This is a genomic window from Micromonospora auratinigra, assembly GCF_900089595.1.
GTDB classification, from domain to species: Bacteria; Actinomycetota; Actinomycetes; order Mycobacteriales; family Micromonosporaceae; genus Micromonospora; species Micromonospora auratinigra.
Genome location: NZ_LT594323.1, coordinates 4497373 through 4519384 on the forward strand (window position 1 = coordinate 4497373; position 22012 = coordinate 4519384).

The window sequence follows — 22012 nt, forward strand, 5'->3', positions numbered from 1 at the left end:
GCTCAGGCCTCCCCGGGCTCGTCGCCGAGCGCGACCGGCACGCCGACCAGCGAGCCGTACTCGGTCCAGGAGCCGTCGTAGTTCTTCACGTTGCGGTGACCGAGCAGCTCCTGGAGCACGAACCAGGTGTGCGAGGAGCGCTCGCCGATCCGGCAGTACGCGATGGTCTCGCGGCTGTCGTCCAGCCCGGCGGCGGCGTAGATCTTGCGCAGCTCGTCGTCGGACTTGAAGGTGCCGTCCTCGTTGGCCGCCTTCGACCACGGGACGCTGATCGCGGTCGGCACGTGGCCGGCCCGCTGGGCCTGCTCCTGCGGCAGGTGGGCGGGGGCGAGCAGCCGGCCCGCGTACTCGTCGGGGCTGCGCACGTCGACCAGGTTCTTGGTGCCGATCGCGTCGACCACCTCGTCGCGGAAGGCGCGGATCGAGGTGTCCGGCTCCTGCGCGACGTACTGCGTCGCCGGGCGGGAGACCGCGTCGGTGACCAGCGGGCGGGCGTCCAGCTCCCACTTCTTGCGGCCGCCGTCGAGCAGCTTCACGTCGCGGTGACCGTAGAGCTTGAAGTACCAGTACGCGTACGCGGCGAACCAGTTGTTGTTGCCGCCGTAGAGGATCACGGTGTCGTCGTTGGCGATGCCGCGCTCGGACAGGAGCGCCTCGAACTGCGTCTTGTTGACGAAGTCGCGGCGGACCGGGTCCTGGAGGTCGGTCCGCCAGTCGAGCTTGATGGCGCCGGCGAGGTGGCCGGTGTCGTAGGCCGAGGTGTCCTCGTCGACCTCGACGAAGACGACGCCCGGGGCGTCGAGGTTCTTCTCGGCCCACTCGGCCGAGACGAGTGCGGTGTCGCGACTCATCTGATCACTCCCTGGTGAGGATGGATGGTGAGCCTGCGCGCGATCGAAGGTGATGATTGTCGCACCACGCGCGGGACCCAGAGGTAGGAACGGATCACGGGTACGTGCGACGGCGCCGCTGCCGGGCGATACGAGGGGGAACACCGGAGGGTACGCACCCTGCGTGCCGAGGCCGCCTAGGCAGCCGGAAACAGCCCCGCCGTCAGATGACGGGGCGACACAGGCAGGTGGCCACGCGGCACAGGTCGACCGCGCGCCGTTTGGTGAGGAGCGTCCCCATGGGCAGGGACATTACCAGCCGCTCCGCCCGTCGCCACCGGGCCGACCAGCATCCGGGACGCGGGCCGGGGCCCGGGAACGCCGACGGCCCGGCCGAGGGCCGGGCCGTGAGCAGGTGGTACGTCAGCTGGCGGAGTTGATCGGCACGTTCTTGGCGTCCGCGGTGACGACCAGGCCGTCCGGCGTCGGTTCCACCTTTCGGACGGTGAGCTGGAACGGCAGCGCCGGCAGCGGCACGTCGATCGAGAGGCCCCGGGCGTAGTTGGCCAGCAGCGTGCGGGCCAGCGGCAGGTTCGGCAGCCCGTCGGCGGTCAGGTCGTTGAACTTCAGCCCCACCTTGCCGTTCGCCACCGTGACGTCGGCGGTGCCGTTGACGGTGAGCTTGGCGCCCAGGATGTCCACCGGGGCGGTGACGGTGAGCTTGCCGTTCTGCTCGCCCAGCTTCAGGCCGGGCCGGTCGAGCAGCTTCGCCAGGCTGTCGTACGTGACGGTGCCGCGACCGTCGACCGTCTCGGCGGTCACGTCGCCCTGCCGGGTGCGCAGCGTGTCCAGCGACGCCTTCACGTTGCGCGCGTCCACGTCGAGCCGGGGCACGCTGACCGCGTCGCCCTGCACCTTGCCCTGCACGTCGGTCAGCACGATCGAGATGCGCTCGTACTTCCCGGCCAGCACCTGGGTGAGGAAGGGGAAGCCGGCCACCTCGACCTTGGGCGGGGCGGACTGCGCGTCCTGCTTGGCGACCTCCTGCTTCACCTGGTCGGCGATGGCCCGCTCGGCCGCGCCGGCCGCCAGCCGGTCGGCGACCACGAGCAGGCCGGCCAGGACCAGCAGCAGGACCACGAACCCGGTCAGCACCCGCCGACCACGTCGCCGGGGTCGCTCCTCGTACGCCGGAGCCTCTGCCACGCCGCCTCCCGTCCTCGCCGTCATCACGCCGCCGCGCGGCGCAACCGTACTTACCCGAGGCGTCGTTCCCCCAATCGCCGCTTCAGAGGAAGAGCACGCACATCGCGTACGCGGCCGGCGCGGCCAACGCGAAGCCGCCCAGCGGGCCCTGCATGTGCCGGGCGATCCACATGGTCGGCGGCTCGCCGGCCATCAGCCGACCGGCCTCGGCGTACCCGACGGCGAGGTCGGCCAGCACGGCGGTGCCGGCGGTGACCAGGCCGACCAGGGCGGCGCTGGTGGGGGTGAAGCCGACCAGGTAGCTGCCGAGCACCGCGCTGGTGAGCGTGCCCAGCATCGCGCCGGCGACCACCCCGGCGGCGCCCCGGGGCACCTGCGGGGCGAGCCGCGGCCAGGGCGCCACCGCATCGGTCAGCCGGGCCACCAGCAGGGCGACCCCGGTGGCGGTGAGGCAGACCGTGATCGCCTGGGTGCCCTTCGGGATCCGGCTGAGCACGATCAGGGTGCCGAAGGCGACCACACCGACCACGATCAGCAGGGTGCTGCCGAGCGAGTCGGTGACCCGGACCCGGTCCACCCGGCGGACCAGCTGGCCGAGCACGCCGAGCACGACGCCGCCTGCCGCGGCGTAGCCGAGCGGGGCCAGCGCGGCGATCTCGGAGCGCACCGCGGCGACGTCGGCGATACCCGCGACGGTGGCGCTGACCAGGGCGACCACCAGCAGCGCGGGCGGTCGCATGGCCATCGTCCAGGCGAGCACGAAGAGCAGCTGGACGCCGAAGACGATGAACGCGAAGGGCAGCCGGTGCCCCGGGCCGGCGGTCTGCGCGCCGAGCACCAGGCCGACGCCGAGCAGTGCGGCGAAGCCGGCGACGGTGAGCGCGAGCGGCCGGCGCACCGGGACCGGTGGCACCTCCTCCTCGGGCTCGTCGTCCGGCTCGTCGTCCGGACGCCGGCCGGGGCCGCCCTTGCGGAGCCGGCGCGGGCCCTTGCGCTCCGGCCGGTCCCCGTCGTCGTCGACCGGTCCGGTGCGGGGGCCCGGCGGGTAGCCGCGGGCGGGACCGGCCGGACCCGGCCGCGCGTCGTCGGCCCACGGGTCACGGCCGGTGTCGGGCGAGGTCGAGGGAAACACGCCCCGATCGTGCCAGACCAGGCCGCCCTGGCGGAGGTCACGGTTTCGGCAACGTTAAAACCTGAGCGGCGATCGGGGACAGATCAGACAAACAGGAAAGGGTACGGAGGTGACGGCCGGGCGATCGGTTACGCTCAAGCCGTTACCCGCCCGTCAGCGACGCCGGGACCCACGCAAGTTCACAGCGCCACTTCCTGCCGGAGTGCCGCTGGTCGCGCGCGGCCGAGAGGTCGCCGGGACGGAGGTGATCGTGGAGATCCTGCTGTTGGTGACCGCGCGCGCAGGTGAACCCTCGGCGGTGCTGCCGGCGCTCGACCTGCTGCCGCACTCGGTCCGCACCGCGCCGCGCGACGTGCGGACGCTGGTTTCCGGTCCCAGCCCGGACGCCGTCCTGGTCGACGCCCGCTCCGAGCTGAGCGAGGCCCGCGCGACCTGCCGGATGCTGCACGCGACCGGGCTCGGCGTACCGCTGGTCGCGGTGGTCACCGAGGCGGGCCTGATCGCGCTCAACGCCGACTGGGGTGTGGACGACGTCATCCTGGCCGGGGCGGGCCCGGCCGAGGTGGAGGCCCGGCTCCGGCTCGCGGTCGGCCGGCTGAGCAACGCGACGGCCGGTGCCGGCGGCTCGATCCGGGCCGGCGAGCTGACCATCGACCCGGACACCTACGCGGCGAAGCTCAAGGGCCGCCCGCTCGACCTCACCTACAAGGAGTTCGAGCTGCTGAAGTTCCTGGCCCAGCACCCGGGTCGGGTGTTCACCCGCGACCAGCTGCTCCGCGAGGTCTGGGGTTACGACTACTTCGGCGGCACCCGCACCGTCGACGTGCACGTCCGGCGGCTGCGGGCGAAGCTCGGCTCGGAGTACGAGTCGATGATCGGCACGGTGCGGCAGGTCGGCTACAAGTTCGTGGTGCCCCCGTCGCGCTCCCTGCCCGAGTCGGAGCACGCCCCCGTGCCGGTCTGACCGACCGTTCGCGGCCCACCTCCGCCCTTCGGCGGAGCCCTTCCCAATTGCCCCTTTTGCCCCGCTGGTCCGGCTTAAGCTGAGTGCCGAATCGGCGGGGCGAGCAGGGGGAGACGTGCGGTGACCACGGGGGCGAGGACGGCTGCGTGCCGTGATCCGAGAGGGTGCGGCCGATGATCCCGGCCCCGACGCTGCGCGCGGCCGGAATGGTGACCCTGGTGGTGGCCGCGCTGCTCGGCTCGGCGTACGCGCTCGGGCGCAGCCTGGTGCCGACGGAGGCGCCGCCGCGCAGCACCGGGATCACGGCCAGCGTGAACAGTCCGCACTACGCCGACCAGCCGCCCGCCGACGACGCCCCGGCGACGGCGAGCCCGAGCCCCACCCCCGACGGTGACAGCCACCCGCCGAACGGCACCGGGGACGGCCCGTACGGCAGCCGCGTCTCCACCGGCTCCGAGCAGATCGCGCTCACCTTCGACGACGGGCCCGACCCGCGGTACACGCCGCAGGTCCTCGCCCTGCTCCGCGAGCACGGCGTGAAGGCCACCTTCTGCGTGGTCGGGCAGAACGCCCAGGACCATCCCGACCTGATCCAGGCGATCGTGGCCGAGGGGCACACCCTCTGCAACCACTCGTGGAGCCACGACATCACCCTCGGCAAGCGATCCCCCGACGCGATCCGGGCCGACCTGCTCCGCACGAACGACGCGATCCGGGCGGCGGTGCCGGACGCGCGGATCGCGTACTTCCGGCAGCCCGGCGGGGCCTGGACCTATCCGGTGGTGTCGGTCTGCGAGGAACTCGGCATGGCCCCGCTGCACTGGACGGTCGACCCGTCGGACTGGCAGGCGCCCGGCGCCGCGAAGATCACGAATGCGGTGCTCAGCGAGGTGGGACCGGGCTCCATCGTGTTGATGCACGACGCGGGCGGCGACCGGACGGGCACCGTCGACGCGTTGCAGCGCCTGCTGCCGACGCTGCTGGACCGGTACCGGCTGGAGGCCATGCCCACCGGCACCACGTGACGACCACCACCGGCCGGTCGTCGCGTCCGGCATGATCCGCGCCCGTACGGCCAGTACGGTGGCGGCATGAGCGAGCGCCAGCGAGCGAATCATCGGCTCAGTGCGGAACGAGCTCATGGCGACGCCGAGCGTAGCGAGGTGGCGGCATGAGCAGCAGTGCGCCGACCGCGGACCGGGTGGCCCGCGCCGACCGGCTGGCCGAGGTCGAGGTGGCCGAGGTGCTGGCGCTGGCCCGCACCGCCGGGGACGCCGACGGGGCGGACCCGCTCGACGAGCACGTGCTGCTGCGGCTGCGCGACCCGGAGGCCCCGGCCGTGCACCTCACCGCCCGCGCCGCCGACGGCACCCTCACCGGGTACGCCCACCTGGACACCACCGACCCGGCGAACGGCATCGGGGTGGAACTGGCGGTGCACCCGGCGTACCGGCGACGCGGCACCGGGCGCGCGCTGGCCCGAGGCGTACTGGCGGCGGCCTCCGGTCCGCTGCGCGCCTGGGCGCACGGCGACCACCCGTCGGCCGCCGCGCTCGCGGTCGACCTCGGCTTCACCCGTGCCCGGGTGCTCTGGCAGCTGCGCCGCCCGTTGACCGCCGCGCTCACCGAGCCGGCCCTGCCGGAGGGGGTGGCGCTGCGCGCGTTCCGTCCGGGCGAGGACGACGAGGCGTGGCTGGCGCTGAACAACGCGGCCTTCGCCGCGCACCCCGAGCAGGGCCGGTGGACCCTCGCCGACCTGCGGGTACGCCTCGCCGAGCCGTGGTTCGACCCGGCCGGTTTCCTGCTCGCGGTGGACTCGTCCACCGGACGCCTGCTCGGCTTCCACTGGACCAAGGTGCACGAGCGGCCCGGCTCGGCCCGGATCGGCGAGGTCTACGTGCTCGGGGTGGACCCGACCGCGCACCGGGGCGGGCTGGGCCGGGTGCTCACCGCCGCCGGGCTGGCGTACCTGCGGGACCGGCGCGGGCTCGACCGGGTGATGCTCTACGTGGACGAGTCCAACGCACCGGCGGTGGCGCTCTACGAACGCCTGGGCTTCGCCCGTTGGTCGGCGCACGTCAACTACCAGCTCGGCTGACCCCGACGCCCTGCCGCCGTCCCGCGAAGCGGTCACGGCGGTGTCACGCGCTGGACTCGGCCGGATAACGGCTGCCCCGAAAAATCGTACTATTAGCGATAGCAGGTCGCGAGTTCACGTAACGGACAACCCTTCCTCAGCCCAGGGTCACCCCGTCGGACGCACCTGTTCATTTCCCGTTCACTTCTGACCGGCGAACCGTCTACCTGGCCCTCCTAACTTTCACCTCAGCCGGTCAGCGCCGGCATCCGGGTCCGACCCGGGCGACCTGACCAAAGACGTGAAGGGAAACCCCTCAGGTGAAGCTCCAGCGGCACGGCGCCATTGCCTGCCTCGCTCTTACCGCGGTACTCGGTCTCAGCGCGTGCGGCTCGGACAACAACGAGCCGACCGGCACCTCCGCCTCCGGCTCGGCCGCCGCGGTCGACTGCGGCAAGGGCACGCTGAACGCGCAGGGTTCCTCCGCCCAGAAGAACGCCATGGCCGAGTGGATCAAGGCGTACCAGCAGAAGTGCGCCGGCACCACGATCAACTACGAGCCCACCGGCTCGGGCGCCGGCATCCAGGCGTTCATCGCCGGCACCGCCGACTTCGCCGGCTCCGACTCGGCCCTCAAGCCGGAGGAGCAGCCGCAGGCCGACGCCAAGTGCGCCGGCGGCCAGGCGCTCAACCTGCCGATGGTGATCGGCCCGGTCGCGGTCGTCTACAACGTCAGCGGCGCGGAGAACCTCCAGTTCAGCCCGGCCACCCTGGCGAAGATCTTCGCCGGCAAGGTGACCAAGTGGGACGACGCGGCGATCAAGGCCGACAACCCGGACGCCAAGCTCCCGTCGACCGCCATCCAGGCGGTGCACCGCTCCGACGAGTCCGGCACCACCGACAACTTCACCAAGTACCTGTCGAAGACCGCCGAGGCGGACTGGACCTTCGGCAACGCCAAGGCGTGGAAGGCCCCGGGCGGGGTCGGCGCGGCCAAGTCCGACGGCGTGGCCAGCAAGGTCAAGAGCACCGACGGCACCATCAGCTACGTCGAGCTGTCGTACGCCGAGAACTCGGGCCTGAAGAAGGCCAAGATCAAGAACGGCGCCGGCGAGTTCGCCGAGCTGACCGGTGACTCGGCCGGCAAGACCATCGCCGGGGCCAAGATCGAGGGCCAGGGCAACGACCTCAAGATGTCGATCGACTACAACACCAAGGAGGCCGGGGCGTACCCGATCGTCCTGGTGACCTACGAAATCGTCTGCAGCAAGGGCCTCGCGGCCGACAAGCTGCCGCTGGTCAAGGGCCTGCTGGGCCACGCCGCCAGCGCCGAGGGCCAGGCCGACCTCGCCGAGCTGGGCTACGCCCCGCTGCCCGACGCCGTCCGCGCCAAGGTCGAGACTGCGGTCAAGAGCCTCTCCTGACGCGCTGACCGACACCACTCCCTCTATCGAAGCGAGCGAGCAGATGGGTGACACCCAGCACCGCTCGGCGCACGCCGGCACCGGCGGGACCACCGTGGCCACCAGCCACGAAGGGCCCGCCGGTGCCTCGGCGCGTGCGGCCGAGCCCTCCGGTACCCCCGGTACCCCCGGCAACGGCCTCGGCGGTGGCGGCGGACTGCCCCGGGCGCGCGCCTTCGGCGCCGAACGGGCGTTCCGCGGCCTGACCCTGGCGGCCGGCACCGCCGTGCTCGTCGTCATCGCGGCGATCGCGATCTTCCTGATCGCCAAGGCGGTCCCGGCGCTCCGGGCCAACTCCGAGTCCTTCTGGACCTTCGAGGGCTGGTTCCCGAACGACGACCCGCCGAAGTTCGGCATCGGCGCGCTCGCCTTCGGTACCGTGCTCACCGCCCTGCTGGCGCTGCTCATCGCGGTGCCGGTGGCGCTGGGCATCGCCCTCTACCTGTCCCACTACGCCCCGCGCCGGCTGGGCAACGGCCTCGGGTTCGTGATCGACCTGCTGGCCGCCGTACCCAGTGTGGTCTTCGGCCTCTGGGGCCGGGACTTCTTCCAGCGGCCGGTCGCGGACCTCTCCGCCTGGCTGCACACCTACTTCGGCTGGATCCCGATCTTCGGGGAGGGCCCGTACGGCACCTCGATCCTGCTCGGCTCGGTGGTCCTGGCGATCATGGTGCTGCCGATCGTCACCTCGCTCTCCCGCGAGGTGTTCCGGCAGACCCCGACCGCCAACGAGGAGGCCGCCCTGGCCCTCGGCGCCACCCGCTGGGAGATGATCCGCACCTCGGTCCTCCCGTACGGGCGGCCGGGCGTGATCGCCGCGGTGATGCTCGGCCTGGGCCGCGCGCTCGGCGAGACCATCGCCCTGGCGCTGACCCTCGGTTCGACCTACGCGATCTCCTTCAACATCCTGCAGACCGGCGGCAACACCATCGCCGCGAACATCGCGAACCGGTTCGCCGAGGCGAACGACACCGGTCGGGGCGCGCTGATCGCCTCCGGCCTGGTGCTCTTCGCGATCACGCTGATCGTCAACATCACCGCCCGCGCGATCATCTACCGCCGCCGCGAGTTCACGGAGTCGGCCGCATGACAACCCTCACCACCTCCCGCCCGCGGCCGCCGGCCCAGCCGGTCAGCCTGCGGGCCCGGCGGCTTCCGGCGTACGCCGCACCGGTCATCGCCGTGCTGGCCCTGCTCGCCGCCGCCGGCATCGTGTACGGCGCCGGCATCGGCGGCCCGGTCCTGGTCGTGGTCCTCGGCGCGCTGCTCTACCTGGCCGGCCTCTTCCTCGCCGCGAACGCGGTGGAGGGCCGGCGGTCCGCCCGCAACCGGACCTGGAGCGCGCTGATCCACTCCGCCTTCGTGCTGGCCGTGCTGCCGCTCGCCTCGGTGGTCTGGACCCTGGTCAGCAAGGGTGCCGCCCGGCTGGACGGCAACTTCTTCGGCACCTCGATGAACAACATCGGGGCCCGGGACGCCAACGGCGGCGCGTACCACGCGATCATCGGAACGCTGGAGCAGGTCGGCATCGCCACGCTGATCACCGTTCCGCTCGGCGTGCTCTGCGCGATCTACGTGGTCGAGTACGGCCGGGGCCGGTTCGCCTTCGCGATCCGCTTCTTCGTGGACGTGATGACCGGCATCCCGTCGATCGTGACCGGCCTCTTCGTGCTGGCCTTCTGGGTGCTGATCGTGTCGCCGTGGTTCAACGACGGCCGGCCGAGCTTCTCCGGCTTCGCCGCCGCGCTGGCGCTGAGCGTGCTGATGCTGCCCACCATCGTCCGCTCCACCGAGGAGATGCTGCGCCTCGTCCCGGCGCCGCTGCGCGAGGGCGCGTACGCGCTCGGCGTACCGAAGTGGAAGACCATCCTGCGGGTCGTGCTGCCGACCGCGCTGCCCGGCATCGTCACCGGCATCATGCTCGCCATCGCGCGGGCCGCCGGTGAGACCGCGCCGGTGCTGCTCGTCGCCGGCGGTGGCGCGGCGATCAACTTCAACCCGTTCGAGAACAACCAGTCGTCGCTGGCCCTCTTCGTCTACCAGCAGGCCGGCGAGGCCTCGAAGTACTCGCCGGCGCGGGCGTGGACCGCGGCACTCACCCTGGTCGCCCTGGTCCTCGTGCTGACCGTCGCGGCGAAGTTGCTGGCCCGTCGTAACCGGCTCGGCCGATGAACCCCGGAGGTACCACCATCATGGCCAAGCGCATCGAAGCCACCGACGTCACCGCCTACTACGGCGGGTTCAAGGCGATCGAGAACATCAGCCTGACCGTCGAGCCGAAGACCGTCACCGCCCTGATCGGCCCGTCCGGCTGCGGCAAGTCCACCTTCCTGCGGTCGATCAACCGGATGCACGAGGTGCTGCCCGGCGCCCGGGTCGAGGGCAACCTGACCATCGACGGCCAGGACATCTACGACCGCGACGTGGACGTCACGGCCGTCCGCCGGATGATCGGCATGGTCTTCCAGCGGCCCAACCCGTTCCCCACCATGAGCATCTTCGAGAACGTGGTGGCGGGCCTGCGGCTCAACGGGGTGCGGAAGAAGTCGATCCTGGAGGAGGCGGCCGAGAAGGCGCTGCGCTCGGCGAACCTCTGGGACGAGGTGAAGGACCGGCTCGGCAAGCCCGGCGCCGGCCTCTCCGGCGGTCAGCAGCAGCGGCTCTGCATCGCCCGGACCATCGCGGTCGAGCCGCAGGTGGTGCTGATGGACGAGCCCTGCTCGGCGCTGGACCCGATCTCGACGCTGGCCATCGAGGACCTGATGTTCCAGCTCAAGGACAAGTTCACCATCATCATCGTCACGCACAACATGCAGCAGGCCGCCCGGGTGTCGGACCGTACCGCCTTCTTCTCCATCGAGAAGACCGGCGACCCCGGCCGCCTGATCGAGTACGACAACACCCAGAAGATCTTCAGCAACCCCAGCCGCAAGAAGACCGAGGACTACATCACCGGCCGCTTCGGCTGAGCCGCTGCTCCCGGTCCGCGCGGGCCCCGGTCGACCTCGACCGGGGCCCGCCGCGTACCCGGCGCCGCCCGTCCCGCCCGTCCGCTCTTCCCGCACGACACCTACCGCCTGCGGTGCAGCCGGAACGAGGTCAGGTACCTCGCCGCCGGTGGGGACCTGCTGCCCGTCCTGCGCCGGATCGACGCCGCGGCGACGCGCGCCGGGCTGGTCCCGCTCGACGGGACGCTGGCCGGGGTCGAGGCCTACTACGCCGCCCACGGCAGGGCGGCCGACGGGCGGCTCCTGCCACCGCCGGGGCTGGAGTACCGGATGCCCGGATCCGACGAGTCGCTGCGTCTCGGCTGGTCACGGGAGAGTGACCCGAGGCAGCCAGGTGCGTCGGCGGTGGAACTGCGCTGGCCGCTGGTGTTCCAGGAGGGTCACCCGGTCGACGTCGACACCCTGTGGAGCGGGCCGTCACGGGGACAGAGGTACCTGGTCAGGGTCGACACACTGGTCACGTACCACGAGGATCCCTGGCCCGCGTGACGTCGGCCCCGTACCCGCGCCGGGGGTCAGCCGAGCACGAAGCGCGGCTCGCCGTCGGTGGGCAGGTCCAGGCGCGGGGTGATCGGCGTCGCGGCGTCGCGGGTGGTCGAGGCGCGGGCCACGGCGGCCAGGTCGCCGGCGGCGGCCACCTCGGCCAGGGTGACCATGGTCGGCGGCAGCATGGTCAGCTCCCCGGCCGCCACCCGGGCCAGGGCGTCCGCCGGGCGCAGCCAGGTGGTGTGGTCGGCCTCGCCGGAGACGTCCCGGGTCCGCTGCCCCGCCGGCAGCAGGGCGACGAAGAAGTACGTGTCGAAGCGGCGCGGCTCGAACTCCGGCGTGATCCACCGGCTCCACGGCAGCAGCAGGTCGGAGCGGAGGGTGAGCCCCTGCCGGGCCAGCAGGTCGGCGAAGCCGGTCCGGCGGCCCACCAGGTCCTGCCGGGCCGCCTCCCAGTCGTCGCCGCTGACGTCGCCGACCACGGTCCCGCCGCCCGGGCCGGCCAGCAGCACCCCGGCCTCCTCGAAGACCTCGCGGGCGGCGGCGCAGACGACCGCCTGGGCGGCGTCCGGGGCCAGGCCCAGCCGCTCACCCCAGGCCGCCGGCCCGGGACCCGCCCAGTCCAGGTGCGCCTGCGAGTCGGACCGGTCCACCCCGCCGCCGGGGAACGCGTACATCCCGCCGAAGGCCATCGCGGCGACCCGGCGGATCAGGTACACCTCGAAGTCGTCCCCGGCCGGCCGGAGCAGCAGCACGGTGGCGGCGACCCGGGGCACGGCCGGCACCCCACCCTCGGCGCGGAACCGGCGGGCGTGCTCCACCAGGGCGGGGGGTGCGGCGAAGCCGTCGATCGTCATGGCCCGAGCCTAGTTCGCGCCCCGGGGCGGCTCCGTCCGCCAGGGCCGCCCGGTGCGGCGCCCTGCCACCGTTCCCGATGTCCCGACGGGTGGATCACCTGCCCGGCGGCGGTACGGTCCGGGATAGCGTGCCGGTCATGACGCGTTGGGGAATCCTGGCCACCGGACACATCGCCGGCTGCTTCGCCGAGGACCTGCGGCTGGTGCCGGGGGCGGAGCTGGTCGCCGTCGGCTCGCGTACCCGGGAGAGCGCCGAGACGTTCGCGCGGCGGCACGGCGCGCCGCGGGCGTACGCCTCCTGGGCGGAACTGGCCGCGGACCCGGACCTCGACGTGATCTACGTGGCCACCCCGCACGCCGCGCACCACGAGGCGGCGATGACCTGCCTGGCCGGCGGTAAGGCGGTGCTGGTCGAGAAGCCCGCGACTTTGGACCTGGCGACCACGACGGAGCTGGTCGAGACGGCGCGCGCCCGGGGCCTCTTCCTGATGGAGGCCATGTGGATGCGGACCAATCCGCTGATCCTGCGGGTGGTGGAGCTGATCTCCGACGGCGCGATCGGCGAGGTGACCCACGTCCGGGCCGACTTCGGCGCGGCCGGGCCGTTCCCGCCCGAGCACCGGATGCGGGCCCGGACGCTGGGCGGCGGTGCCCTGCTCGACCTCGGGGTCTACCCGGTGAGCCTGGCCCACCTGGTGCTCGGGGTGCCGCAGGCGGTCCGGGCGTGGGCGAAGCTGAGCCCCGAGGACGTGGACGAGAACACCGGCATCATCCTGGGCTGGGACTCGGGCGCGGTGGCCACGCTGAGCTGCGGGATGGTGGGCGCCACCGCGATCACCGCCTCGATCACCGGCACCACCGGCCGGATCGACCTGCCGGAGCCGTTCTTCCGGGCCGGCGCGGCGGTGCTGCACCGGCGCGACGCCGAGCCGGAGACGATCGGCGCGGACCTCACCGGCGGCGGCTACCAGTACGAGGCGATCGAGGTGCAGCGCTGCCTGACCGCCGGGCTGACCGAGAGCCCGCTGGTGCCGCAGTTGGCCACCCTCGAGGTGATGACCCTCATCGACGAGATCAAGGCCCGGATCGGCGTCTCCTACGCCTGACGAAAGGGGCCCCTTCCCGAGGAAGGGGCCCCTTTCGGTTCGGCTCAGAAGAGCGGGCGGACCAGCAGGTACGCCAGGCAGGCGATCAGCGCCGCCGCCGGGAAGGTGATGATCCAGGCGATCACGATGTTGCCGGCCACGTTCCAGCGGACCGCGGAGAGCCGCTTGGTCGCGCCCACACCCATGATCGCCGAGGTGATCGTGTGGGTGGTGGAGATCGGGGCCTTCAGCACCAGGGCGTTGAAGTAGAGCACGGCGCTCGCGACGGTCTCGGCCGCGAAGCCCTCCGGCGGACCCAGGTCGATGATCTTGCGACCGAGGGTACGGATGATCCGCCAGCCACCCGCGTAGGTACCGGCCGCCAGCATCGCGGCCGAGGTCCAGAAGACCCAGCCCGGGATGTGCGTCTTGCTCTCCTGGAAGCCACCCGTGTAGAGGGCCAGCACGATGATGCCCATGGTCTTGGCGGCGTCCTGCATGCCGTGACCGACCGACATGGCGGCCGCCGAGGCGGTCTGCGCCCAGCGGAAACCCCGGTTGAGCTTGCCCGGCTGCCCCTTGCGGAACAGCCACAGGATCGCCAGCATCAGCAGGAAGCCGAGCACCAGGCCGACCATCGGCGAGAGCACCATCGGGATGATGACCTTCTCGATGATGTTGCCCCACTGCACGACGCCGTCGTTGGCGAACAGGGTCGCCCCGACCAGGCCACCGAAGAGCGCGTGCGAGGAGGACGACGGCAGCCCGAAGTACCAGGTGATCAGGTTCCAGGCGATCGCGCCGAGCACGCCGGCGAAGACCACCCCCAGGCTCTCGATCCCGGTCGGCAGGGTCACCAGGCCGTCGCCGACCGTCTTGGCCACGCCCGCGCCGAAGTGCGCGCCGACGAAGTTGCCGACGGCGGCCAGCGCCAGCGCGATCCGAGGTGTCAGGGCGCGGGTCGAGACGCTGGTGGCGATCGCGTTGGCCGCGTCATGGAAGCCGTTCGTGTAGTCGAACGCCATGGCGACCGCGATCACCGCCAGCACGGCGATGAGTTCGGGACTCACGGGATCAGGACTCCTTGACCGCGATGGTCTCGACGGTGTTGGCCACGTGCTCGAAGGCGTCGCAGGCGGCCTCCAGCTCGTCGGCCACCTCCTTCATCTTCAGCACGGTCAGCGCGTCGTACTCGCCGGAGAAGAGCCGGACCAGCAGCATCCGGTACGCCTGGTCACCGTCGTTCTCCAGGCGGTTGCACTCGATCCAGTAGTCCTCGAGGTCCTTCATCGACCGCAGTCGGGGCATCGCCTCGGCGGTCAGCTTGGCCTGCTGGTCGAGGACGTTGACCAGCTCGTGCAGCTCACGGGGCAGCGACGGGAGCTTGGTCAGCCCGTACAGGTAGAGCAGGTTGCCGACCGCCTCCAGGTGGTCCATCACGTCGTCGAGCAGCGAGCCCAGACGGTAGATGTCCTCCCGGTCGAACGGGGTGATGAAGGTGCTGTTGATCTTCTTGTAGAGATCGTGGGTGATCTGGTCGCTGTCGTGCTCGACCTCGGTCAGCCGCTCGCTGACCGACTGCACGTCGACGTCGGGCAGGCCCAGCTCGTTCAGCAGCTCGGTGCCCTTCACCAGGTTCTGCGCGGCCCTGGTGAAGAGCTCGTAGAAGGCGCCCTCGGTGGGACGGAAGGAAAACTTCACAGCACGGACCTCGTCGTGTCGGTGGAAGGGTGGCCGTTGCCCCGGAGGGCGTCTGCTGAAGGGGATGCTAGGTACCCCACGGAACCGGGCAACCATCGGCCCACCCCTGGTCAGGCCCGATTCACCGCTCGTTCACCCGCCGTTCACCTTGGCCCTCTCCGCTTGGTCCCGCAACCGGTGCCGCTCGTGCTCGACGTCGAAATCGGCAGGCGGATACCCCAGATCCAGGGTGTCGAACGTCTCCCGCAGCAGGTGGGCGACCGCCCAGTCCCGGTACCACTTGCGGTCCGCCGGCACCACGAACCAGGGCGCGGAGTCCGTCCCGCACCGGCTCAGCGCGTCGGCGTACGCGGCCTGGTACTCGTCCCACTTCGCCCGGGTGTCCAGATCGCTGGGGTTGTACTTCCAGAACTTCGTCGGGTCGGTCAGCCGCTCCGCCAGCCGCTCGCCCTGCTCGGCGTACGAGATGTGCAGCATCACCTTCACCAGGGTGACGGAATTCTCCGCCAGCTCCCGCTCGAACGCGTTGATCGTGTCGTACCGGGCCTGCCAGGTGGGCTCGTCGACGAGCGACTCCACCCGGGCGACCAGCACGTCCTCGTAGTGCGAGCGGTTGAAGACGCCCACGTACCCGGGCGGCGGCAGGGCCCGCCGGATCCGCCAGAGGAAGTCGTGCGACAACTCCTCCTCGGTGGGCGGCCCGAACGAGCGGATGTGCAACCCCAACGGGTTCATCGCGCCGGCCACCCGCTTGATCGTGCCGTCCTTGCCGCCGCAGTCCATCGCCTGGAGCACCAGCAGCACCCGGCGCGGGCGCTCCCCGTCCAGGTGCGCACCGGCCTGGCTGGGCGCGCTCGTCGGCGCCTGCGCACCGGCGGCGCCCGTCGCGGCCGCGTACAGCATCTCCTGCTGCCGGCCCAGGTCGGCGCCGAGCAGCTCGACCTGCCCCCGGGCCCACTCCTTGCGCCGCTTGCCGGTGCCGGCCGCCGCCGGCAGGCCCGGCGTGGACCGGGGATCGATCGCCGCCAGGTCCACCGCGCCCGGGCCCACCCGCAGCAGGTCCCGCACCGACCCGCCCTCGGGCCGCACCACCTCGTCGACTCCGCTCATCCCCCGATCCTCACCCACCCCGCCCACCCCCGCCTCCCGAGCACCCCGCCCCACCCGCCCCTTCCGCGTCGCCGAGAGGCCTCATTCAGGGAAAGAGTGGCTTCGACCGCCCTCAGAACCACTCTTTCCGGGAAAGTGCGCGGATCTTGAGGGGGGCGGGGCGGATGGAGGGGTGTCACGTTTTGGGGCGGTGGGGCGTCCGGGGGACGGGGAGAATGTGGGCCGGGGAGGAAATGTGACGGTGGGTGATCTGGTGACGGAGTTCGAGGCGGAGCGGGGACACCTGCTGGCGGTCGCGTACCGGATGCTGGGCAGCCGGAGCGAGGCCGAGGACGCCGTGCAGGAGACCTGGCTGCGGTACGCGGGCGCGCTCACCGACCCGGCCGCCCGCGCCCGCGTCGGGCAGCTGCGGGCCTGGCTGACCACCACCTGCTCGCGGATCTGCCTCGACGTGCTCCGCTCCGCGCGGGTGCGCCGCGAGGCGTACCCCGGTCAGTGGCTGCCGGAGCCGGTGGTGAGCGAGCTGCCCACGGCCGACGGGTTCGCCCCCGACCCGGCCGAGCGCGCGGTCCGCGCCGACCAGGTGGGCTTCGCGCTGCTGGTGGTGCTGGAGCGGCTCAGTCCCGAGCAGCGGGTGGCGTTCGTGCTGCACGACGTCTTCGCGGTGCCGTTCGGCACCGTGGCGGAGGTGCTCGGCACCACCACGGCCGCGGCCCGGCAGCTCGCCTCCCGGGGTCGCCGCGCGGCCACCGCGCCCGACGTGCCCCGGCACACCGCCGACCTGGCCGAGCAGCAGCGGGTGCTGGCCGCGTTCACCGCCGCCGTGGAGACCGGTGAGCTGGACCGGCTGGTGCGGGTGCTCGCCCCGGACGTGGTCCTGGTCGGCGACGGTGGCGGCCACCTGCCCGCCGGCCGCCGGCCGATCCTGGGCGCGGAGACCGTGGGCCGCTTCCTGCTCGGCATCTACCGCCAGGCCGGCCGGTTCGGCGGCCGGCTGCGGGCCCGGCCGGTGCTGGTCGACGGCACCCTCGGCTGGCAGCTGGAGATGCCCTACCGGGACGACCGGACACTGCGCATGGTCAGCGCGTACGCCGTGCACGAGGGGCGGATCACCGGGGTGTTCCACCAGCTCAACCCGGAGAAGCTGAGCGGGCTGCCGACGCTCGGGCCGGACGACACCTGGCCGCCGCGCGGGTGAGGCCGGCTCAGACCACCAGGGCCAGCCACTTCCGGTACGAGGTGGCGAACGGCTCGGTGCCGTCGCCGAGCGCGCCGAGCAGCCAGCGGGCCGCCGCCTCGGCCTCGGCGACCAGGTCGTCGGGGTAGCCGAAGCGCTCCCGGTGCTCGGCGAACTCGTCCTCGTCGCGCAGCTCGACCAGGCCGGTCTCGCGTCGGCGCACCACGTCCAGGTCGAGGTCGATCAGGTGCACGGTGTCGTCGCCCACCCAGCGGGCCGGGGTGGTGATGTCGCAGTAGACCTCGCTGGTCCGCGGCGGCGGGTTGAACATCCCCGTCCACCAGGCGTGCCGGGGCACCAGCAGGACGAACGGGATCTGCTCGACGGAGGGCCGGCCGTGGTAGACCGACTCGGTGCCGGCCGGTACGCCGAGCCACACGCCGAGGTCGTCCTCGGCGAGCCGGCGGGCCGGGTAGTCGCGGTGGGCGCTGCCGTCGTACTTGCGGTAGATCACGCGGACCACGTCGCTCGGCATGACTGGCACCCTAACCGATTCCGGCCACGGGACGCATACGTCAGGTAACCGGACGGGAACCCACCGGGGCCGCGCCACGCGGGACGGGGCGCGGCCGGTGTCGGGGCCGGCGGGTACGGTCGCACGGTGACCCCGCCTCGCACCGCCACCGGTTCCGCCGTGCCGAAGAAGCGCCGGGTCGGCCGGCCCAGCGGAAGCGAGCTGCTGGCCGCGGCCGTGGGGGCGGTCCCCGGCGGGGCGGCCCGCCCGGGCCAGGAGCAGATGGCCGAGGCGATCGAGCGGAGCATCGCCTCCGGCGAGCACCTGCTGGTCCAGGCCGGCACCGGCACCGGCAAGTCACTGGCGTACCTGGCCCCGGCGCTGACCGTGGACGGGCCGGTGGTGGTCTCCACCGCCACCCTGGCGTTGCAGTCGCAGCTCGTCGAGCACGACCTGCCCCGGCTGGCCGACGCGGTGGAGCCGCTGCTGCGCCGCCGCCCCACCTTCGCGGTGCTGAAGGGGCGGCACCACTACCTCTGCCTCGCCCGGCTGGACAGCTCCACCGAGGAGGAGCCGGAGGACACCCTCTTCGACGCGCCCCGCCCCGGCGCGACGAAGTGGCTCGGCGAGGCCGGCCGGCTGGGCAAGCAGATGGAGCGGGTCCGGGACTGGGCCGAGAAGACCGCCACCGGCGACCGGGACGAGCTGGACCCGGGCGTCGACGACCAGATCTGGCGGACGGTCTCGATGCCGGCCCGGGAGTGCGTGGGCGCGAGCCGGTGCCCGTTCGGGCAGGAGTGCTTCGCCGAGGCCTCGCGCGCCCGGGCCCGCGAGGCCGACATCGTGGTGACCAACCACAGCCTGCTCGCGGTGGACATGATCGCCGGCCGGCACATCGTGCCGCCGCACAAGCTGCTGGTCGTGGACGAGGCGCACGAGCTGGCCGACCGGGTCTCCTCGGCCGCCCAGGCCGAGCTGGGGCCCGAGCTGATCGACCGGTCCGCCCGGCGGGCCCGCCCGCTGCTGCGGCCGGACGTCGCCGAGCGGCTCACCGAGGCGGGCGACGCCCTCGCGGTGGGGCTCGCCGAGGCGCCGGCCGGGCGGCTCACCGGCGGGCTGCCACCCGCCCTGCGCGAGGCGTGCACCCTGCTCGACGCGGCCACCCGGGCGGCGTTGGAGGGGATCGGCGACATCAAGTCCGACGACCCGGACCCGGTCCGCAAGCAGCAGGCCAAGGCGGTGCTCGACGAGCTCTCCACCACCGCCCAGCGGTTGCTGGAGGAGGCCGAGCACGACGTGGCCTGGGTGGAGAAGCCGGAGAACGGCAGCCGCCGGGCCCTGGTGGTCGCCCCGCTCTCGGTGGCCGGCACCCTCGCCACCCACCTGTACGACGAGCGCACGGTGGTCGCCACCTCGGCCACCCTGGCGCTGGGCGGTCGCTTCGACACGGTGGCCCGGGCGTTGGGGCTGGACGCGCCGCCGCCCGCCCCACCGTCCCCGGCCGCCGCCGCGCTGGCCACCGCGTCGGCCGTCGGCCGCCCCGCCGCGACCGTGCCGGTGGCGGCCACCGAGGGCAGCCGGCCCACGGTCGGCACCGTGCCGGCCACCGAGGGGCCGGGCTGGACCTCGCTCGACGTGGGCTCGCCCTTCGACTACGCCCGGCAGGGCATCCTGTACGTCGCCGCGCACCTGCCCCGCCCCAGCGTCTCGGGGCTGCCCGAGGCGGCCGGCGAGGAGCTGCTGGCGCTGGTCGGGGCGCTCGGTGGGCGTACCCTCGGGCTCTTCTCCTCCCGGCGGGCCGCGCAGCAGGCGGCGGAGCTGGTCCGCGCGCGGACCGACCTGCCGGTGCTGCTCCAGGGCGAGGAGGCGCTGCCGCTGCTGGTCCGCCGGTTCCGCGAGGAGCGGGAGAGCTGCCTGTTCGGGGTGATGTCGCTCTGGCAGGGGGTGGACGTGCCGGGCGACGCCTGCCAGCTCGTGGTGATCGACCGGTTGCCCTTCCCGCGCCCCGACGAGCCGCTGGCGGCCGCCCGGGCGGCGGCGGTGGACGCCGGTGGCGGCTCCGGGTTCGCGGCGGTCAGCGTGCCGATCGCCGCGGTGCGGCTGGCCCAGGGCGTCGGCCGGCTGATCCGGGCGACCGGCGACCGGGGCGTGGTGGCGGTGCTGGACTCCCGGCTGGAGACGGCCCGGGGCTACGGGCCCTACCTGCGCCGCTCGCTGCCGCCGTTCTGGTACACCACCCGCCCGGACGTGGCCCGGGGCGCGCTGGAACGTCTCGCCAAGAGCTGACGCCCGCGCCGCCCCCGGGTGGGGGTGACGCGGGCGTCGACGGGTCGGCCCGGTCAGGGCGCCTGGGAGGCGACCACCACGGCGTCCGGTGGGGTGTCCGGAACGGTACGCGCGGCGAGCCGGCGGACCGCGGTGTTGAGCACCGCGATCAGCGGGACCGCGACCAGCGCGCCCGCGATGCCGGCGAGCACCACGCCGGCGGCGATGCCGATGATCACCGCGAGCGGGTGGATGGCCACCGCCCGGCCCATGATCAGTGGCTGGAGCACGTGCCCCTCGACCTGCTGCACGCCGATCACCGCGCCGAGGATGATCAGCGCGGTCACCGGGCCGCTGTCGACCAGCGCGACCAGCACCGCGACCACGCCGGAGAGGGTGGCCCCGACGATCGGGATGAACGCCCCCAGGAAGACCAGCGCGGCCAGCGGGAACGCGAACGGCACGTGGAAGATGACGAGGAAGATCCCGATGCCCACCGCGTCGATGAAGGCGACCAGCACGGTGGCCCGCACGTACGCGCCGAGCGTCGCCCAGGAGGCGCGGCCGGCGTCGTCCACCTTCCAGCGCGCCTTGACCGGCAGCAGCCGGACCAGGAAGCGCCAGATACGGTTGCCGTCGCGGAGGAAGAAGAAGGTCGCGAAGAGCACCAGCACGGTGCCGGTGAGCACCTCGGCGAGGGTCGCCGCGGTGGAGAGCGCCCCGCTGGTGAACTTCGAGGTGTTGCCGTTGATCCAGCCCTGCGCCTCGTCGATGTAGCGGTTGAGCTGGCTGTCGGAGAGGTGCAGCGGGCCGGTCTTGAGCCAGTCCTGGATCTGCCGGACGCCCTGGGAGGACTTCTCACTCAGCTCCGGCACGCCCTGGATGAACTCGTTCACCACCAGCGTCAGCGTGCCGATCACCGCGACCAGGCCGGCTACCATCACCACGCCGGTGGCCAGCGAGCGGGGCAGCCGGGCGTGCAGCAGCCAGCCGACCGCCGGGGCGAGCAGCGCGGAGAGCAGCAGCGCGACCGCCAGCGGGATGATCACGATGCTGATCGTGCCGATGATCTTCAGCAGCGCCCAGGTCACGATCCCGACCACGATCAGCCGCCACGACCAGGCCCCGGCGATCCGCAGCGCGTGCGGCACCTCGACGTCGTCCCGGCTGGTGGTCGTGGCGTGCATGACGGCCGGCGGTTCCACCCCCACCACCGTCGCCGCGGCCGGCGCGACCGGACCGGGCGAGGACGGTGAGGCCACCCCCGCCTCCCCCGGCGCGTGGTCCGGATCGACCCGGCCGGCCCGCGCCGAGTCCCGACCGGACTCGTACGCGCGGCGGAGCCGTCCGCGCAGCGCCTCGAAGCGGCTCAAGCGCACCTCCCGCAAGCTTGGCCCACCCACGTCACAGGGGGGTCAGGATACGTCCATCCGCCCCACCCTAGGGCGGCTCCGCCACACATTGCCCCCCTGCCACTTCCCTCAACCACCGGACGACCCGCCACCGGCCACGCGGTAGCGTCTTCGCGTGACCGCCGACCCGAACCTCGACACCGGCCTGCCGATCCGCCTGCTGCACGACCGGGTGCTGGTACGCACCGAGAACGGCGAGGGCGAGCGCCGCTCCACCGCCGGCATCGTCATCCCGGCCACCGCGGCGGTGGGTAAGCGGCTGGCCTGGGCCACCGCGGTGGGCGTGGGCCCGCACGTCCGCTCCATCGTCGCCGGCGACCGGGTGCTCTTCGACCCCGACGAGCGCTCCGAGGTCGAGCTGCACGGCCGGGCGTACGTGCTGCTGCGCGAGCGCGACGTGCACGCCGTCGCCGCCGAGCGGGTGGAGAAGGAGCCGACCGGCTCCACCGGCCTCTACCTCTGACGCGTCGTTTGCGCCGCTGTCCGGCGGGAAGCCCAGGCACCTCAGCGCCCTGGGGAGGGAACCGTGCCGGTACTGGTGAAGAAGATACTGACCTGGGGTTTCGTGGCGTTCCTGATCTACTTCGTGGCGTTCCGGCCGGACGGCGCCGCGCAGGTCTTCAAGGGCATCGGGGCGGCCCTGATGGCGATCTTCCAGGGCCTCGGCGACTTCATGACCGGCCTGATGTCCTGACGTCCGCACGCCCGGCCTCCCGCCGGGCGTG

The 22012-nt window shown here is 72.9% G+C and carries 23 protein-coding genes; 13 read left to right on the forward strand and 10 right to left on the reverse strand.

Annotated elements, in window-relative coordinates; genetic code table 11:
• Window positions 1-2: 2 nt before the first annotated feature.
• The 4 genes from GA0070611_RS20140 to GA0070611_RS20150 all read right to left on the reverse strand — a co-directional run bounded on the left by GA0070611_RS20140 (window position 3) and on the right by GA0070611_RS20150 (window position 3168).
• Window positions 3-851: a sulfurtransferase gene (locus tag GA0070611_RS20140; protein WP_091666602.1), complete on the reverse strand. Its 849-nt coding sequence runs from the start codon at window positions 849-851 to the stop codon at window positions 3-5.
• A 202-nt stretch (window positions 852-1053) separates the two neighbouring features.
• Window positions 1054-1143 (reverse strand): Ms5788A family Cys-rich leader peptide, encoded by a 90-nt coding sequence (locus tag GA0070611_RS32430; protein ID WP_331715303.1) that lies wholly within the window; start codon window positions 1141-1143, stop codon window positions 1054-1056.
• A 110-nt stretch (window positions 1144-1253) separates the two neighbouring features.
• Window positions 1254-2036, reverse strand: coding sequence for an LmeA family phospholipid-binding protein (locus GA0070611_RS20145; RefSeq protein WP_091666605.1), 783 nt, complete (start codon window positions 2034-2036; stop codon window positions 1254-1256).
• A gap of 82 nt (window positions 2037-2118) precedes the next feature.
• Window positions 2119-3168, reverse strand: coding sequence for a hypothetical protein (locus GA0070611_RS20150; protein WP_091666608.1), 1050 nt, complete (start codon window positions 3166-3168; stop codon window positions 2119-2121).
• 244 nt (window positions 3169-3412) lie between these two features.
• Here GA0070611_RS20150 and GA0070611_RS20155 point away from each other — a divergent pair, with 244 nt between their 5' ends.
• The 8 genes from GA0070611_RS20155 to GA0070611_RS31145 all read left to right on the forward strand — a co-directional run bounded on the left by GA0070611_RS20155 (window position 3413) and on the right by GA0070611_RS31145 (window position 11169).
• Window positions 3413-4132 (forward strand): winged helix-turn-helix transcriptional regulator, encoded by a 720-nt coding sequence (locus tag GA0070611_RS20155; protein WP_197675752.1) that lies wholly within the window; start codon window positions 3413-3415, stop codon window positions 4130-4132.
• Window positions 4133-4305: 173 nt separating this feature from the next.
• The gene (locus GA0070611_RS20160) at window positions 4306-5157 is read left to right on the forward strand and encodes a polysaccharide deacetylase family protein (protein WP_167604447.1); all 852 of its coding nucleotides are present in this window, start codon (window positions 4306-4308) and stop codon (window positions 5155-5157) included.
• 146 nt (window positions 5158-5303) lie between these two features.
• Entirely contained in the window at window positions 5304-6230 is a 927-nt protein-coding gene (mshD, locus tag GA0070611_RS20165) for a mycothiol synthase (protein WP_091666611.1), read from the forward strand.
• Between the two features lie 299 nt (window positions 6231-6529).
• Window positions 6530-7633, forward strand: coding sequence for a phosphate ABC transporter substrate-binding protein PstS (gene pstS / locus GA0070611_RS20170; protein WP_091666613.1), 1104 nt, complete (start codon window positions 6530-6532; stop codon window positions 7631-7633).
• Window positions 7634-7676: 43 nt separating this feature from the next.
• The gene (gene pstC, locus GA0070611_RS20175; RefSeq protein WP_091666615.1) at window positions 7677-8762 is read left to right on the forward strand and encodes a phosphate ABC transporter permease subunit PstC; all 1086 of its coding nucleotides are present in this window, start codon (window positions 7677-7679) and stop codon (window positions 8760-8762) included.
• Window positions 8759-9844, forward strand: coding sequence for a phosphate ABC transporter permease PstA (pstA, locus tag GA0070611_RS20180; RefSeq protein ID WP_091666617.1), 1086 nt, complete (start codon window positions 8759-8761; stop codon window positions 9842-9844). The genes pstC and pstA overlap by 4 nt, the downstream gene beginning before the upstream one ends.
• 20 nt (window positions 9845-9864) lie before the next feature.
• Complete coding sequence (gene pstB / locus GA0070611_RS20185; protein ID WP_091673177.1) at window positions 9865-10641, forward strand: phosphate ABC transporter ATP-binding protein PstB; 777 nt, start codon at window positions 9865-9867, stop codon at window positions 10639-10641.
• A gap of 309 nt (window positions 10642-10950) precedes the next feature.
• Window positions 10951-11169: a hypothetical protein gene (locus tag GA0070611_RS31145; RefSeq protein WP_157740355.1), complete on the forward strand. Its 219-nt coding sequence runs from the start codon at window positions 10951-10953 to the stop codon at window positions 11167-11169.
• A gap of 26 nt (window positions 11170-11195) precedes the next feature.
• Here the strand turns inward: GA0070611_RS31145 and GA0070611_RS20190 are convergent, their stop codons facing one another.
• Complete coding sequence (locus tag GA0070611_RS20190) at window positions 11196-12023, reverse strand: NUDIX hydrolase (protein ID WP_091666620.1); 828 nt, start codon at window positions 12021-12023, stop codon at window positions 11196-11198.
• Window positions 12024-12160: 137 nt separating this feature from the next.
• Between GA0070611_RS20190 and GA0070611_RS20195 the strand changes: the two genes are divergently transcribed.
• Complete coding sequence (locus tag GA0070611_RS20195; protein ID WP_091666622.1) at window positions 12161-13129, forward strand: Gfo/Idh/MocA family protein; 969 nt, start codon at window positions 12161-12163, stop codon at window positions 13127-13129.
• Window positions 13130-13173: 44 nt separating this feature from the next.
• Here the strand turns inward: GA0070611_RS20195 and GA0070611_RS20200 are convergent, their stop codons facing one another.
• The 3 genes from GA0070611_RS20200 to GA0070611_RS20210 form a co-directional block, all read right to left on the reverse strand.
• Window positions 13174-14178 (reverse strand): inorganic phosphate transporter, encoded by a 1005-nt coding sequence (locus GA0070611_RS20200; protein ID WP_091666624.1) that lies wholly within the window; start codon window positions 14176-14178, stop codon window positions 13174-13176.
• Between the two features lie 4 nt (window positions 14179-14182).
• Window positions 14183-14809, reverse strand: a complete 627-nt coding sequence (locus GA0070611_RS20205; RefSeq protein ID WP_091666626.1) for a DUF47 domain-containing protein — start codon at window positions 14807-14809, stop codon at window positions 14183-14185.
• Window positions 14810-14941: 132 nt separating this feature from the next.
• The gene (locus GA0070611_RS20210) at window positions 14942-15919 is read right to left on the reverse strand and encodes a PPK2 family polyphosphate kinase (protein WP_091666629.1); all 978 of its coding nucleotides are present in this window, start codon (window positions 15917-15919) and stop codon (window positions 14942-14944) included.
• A 253-nt stretch (window positions 15920-16172) separates the two neighbouring features.
• Here GA0070611_RS20210 and sigJ point away from each other — a divergent pair, with 253 nt between their 5' ends.
• Entirely contained in the window at window positions 16173-17117 is a 945-nt protein-coding gene (gene sigJ / locus GA0070611_RS20215) for an RNA polymerase sigma factor SigJ (protein WP_407940377.1), read from the forward strand.
• Between the two features lie 7 nt (window positions 17118-17124).
• On the opposite strand, the gene GA0070611_RS20220 is transcribed toward sigJ, so the two are convergent.
• Window positions 17125-17631 (reverse strand): DUF402 domain-containing protein, encoded by a 507-nt coding sequence (locus GA0070611_RS20220; protein ID WP_091666634.1) that lies wholly within the window; start codon window positions 17629-17631, stop codon window positions 17125-17127.
• 126 nt (window positions 17632-17757) lie between these two features.
• On the opposite strand from GA0070611_RS20220, the gene GA0070611_RS20225 reads away from it, so the two are divergent.
• Window positions 17758-19896, forward strand: coding sequence for an ATP-dependent DNA helicase (locus GA0070611_RS20225; protein WP_091666636.1), 2139 nt, complete (start codon window positions 17758-17760; stop codon window positions 19894-19896).
• Between the two features lie 53 nt (window positions 19897-19949).
• On the opposite strand, the gene GA0070611_RS20230 is transcribed toward GA0070611_RS20225, so the two are convergent.
• Window positions 19950-21278, reverse strand: coding sequence for an AI-2E family transporter (locus tag GA0070611_RS20230; RefSeq protein WP_091666639.1), 1329 nt, complete (start codon window positions 21276-21278; stop codon window positions 19950-19952).
• A gap of 124 nt (window positions 21279-21402) precedes the next feature.
• Between GA0070611_RS20230 and GA0070611_RS20235 the strand changes: the two genes are divergently transcribed.
• Window positions 21403-21750: a GroES family chaperonin gene (locus tag GA0070611_RS20235; RefSeq protein WP_091666642.1), complete on the forward strand. Its 348-nt coding sequence runs from the start codon at window positions 21403-21405 to the stop codon at window positions 21748-21750.
• A 63-nt stretch (window positions 21751-21813) separates the two neighbouring features.
• Window positions 21814-21981, forward strand: coding sequence for a hypothetical protein (locus GA0070611_RS31365; protein ID WP_167604449.1), 168 nt, complete (start codon window positions 21814-21816; stop codon window positions 21979-21981).
• Window positions 21982-22012: the final 31 nt, after the last annotated feature.

Excerpts from the sequence above, each read along its gene's own strand:
- GA0070611_RS20140 (WP_091666602.1), bottom strand. The coding sequence starts at position 851 with ATGAGTCGCGACACCGCACTCGTCTCGGCCGAGTGGGCCGAGAAGAAC.
- GA0070611_RS32430 (WP_331715303.1), bottom strand. The coding sequence starts at position 1,143 with ATGTCCCTGCCCATGGGGACGCTCCTCACCAAACGGCGCGCGGTCGAC.
- GA0070611_RS20160 (WP_167604447.1), top strand. The coding sequence starts at position 4,306 with ATGATCCCGGCCCCGACGCTGCGCGCGGCCGGAATGGTGACCCTGGTG.
- mshD (WP_091666611.1), top strand. The coding sequence starts at position 5,304 with ATGAGCAGCAGTGCGCCGACCGCGGACCGGGTGGCCCGCGCCGACCGG.
- pstC (WP_091666615.1), top strand. The coding sequence starts at position 7,677 with ATGGGTGACACCCAGCACCGCTCGGCGCACGCCGGCACCGGCGGGACC.
- pstA (WP_091666617.1), top strand. The coding sequence starts at position 8,759 with ATGACAACCCTCACCACCTCCCGCCCGCGGCCGCCGGCCCAGCCGGTC.
- pstB (WP_091673177.1), top strand. The coding sequence starts at position 9,865 with ATGGCCAAGCGCATCGAAGCCACCGACGTCACCGCCTACTACGGCGGG.
- GA0070611_RS31145 (WP_157740355.1), top strand. The coding sequence starts at position 10,951 with ATGCCCGGATCCGACGAGTCGCTGCGTCTCGGCTGGTCACGGGAGAGT.
- GA0070611_RS20190 (WP_091666620.1), bottom strand. The coding sequence starts at position 12,023 with ATGACGATCGACGGCTTCGCCGCACCCCCCGCCCTGGTGGAGCACGCC.
- GA0070611_RS20195 (WP_091666622.1), top strand. The coding sequence starts at position 12,161 with ATGACGCGTTGGGGAATCCTGGCCACCGGACACATCGCCGGCTGCTTC.
- GA0070611_RS20210 (WP_091666629.1), bottom strand. The coding sequence starts at position 15,919 with ATGAGCGGAGTCGACGAGGTGGTGCGGCCCGAGGGCGGGTCGGTGCGG.
- GA0070611_RS20220 (WP_091666634.1), bottom strand. The coding sequence starts at position 17,631 with ATGCCGAGCGACGTGGTCCGCGTGATCTACCGCAAGTACGACGGCAGC.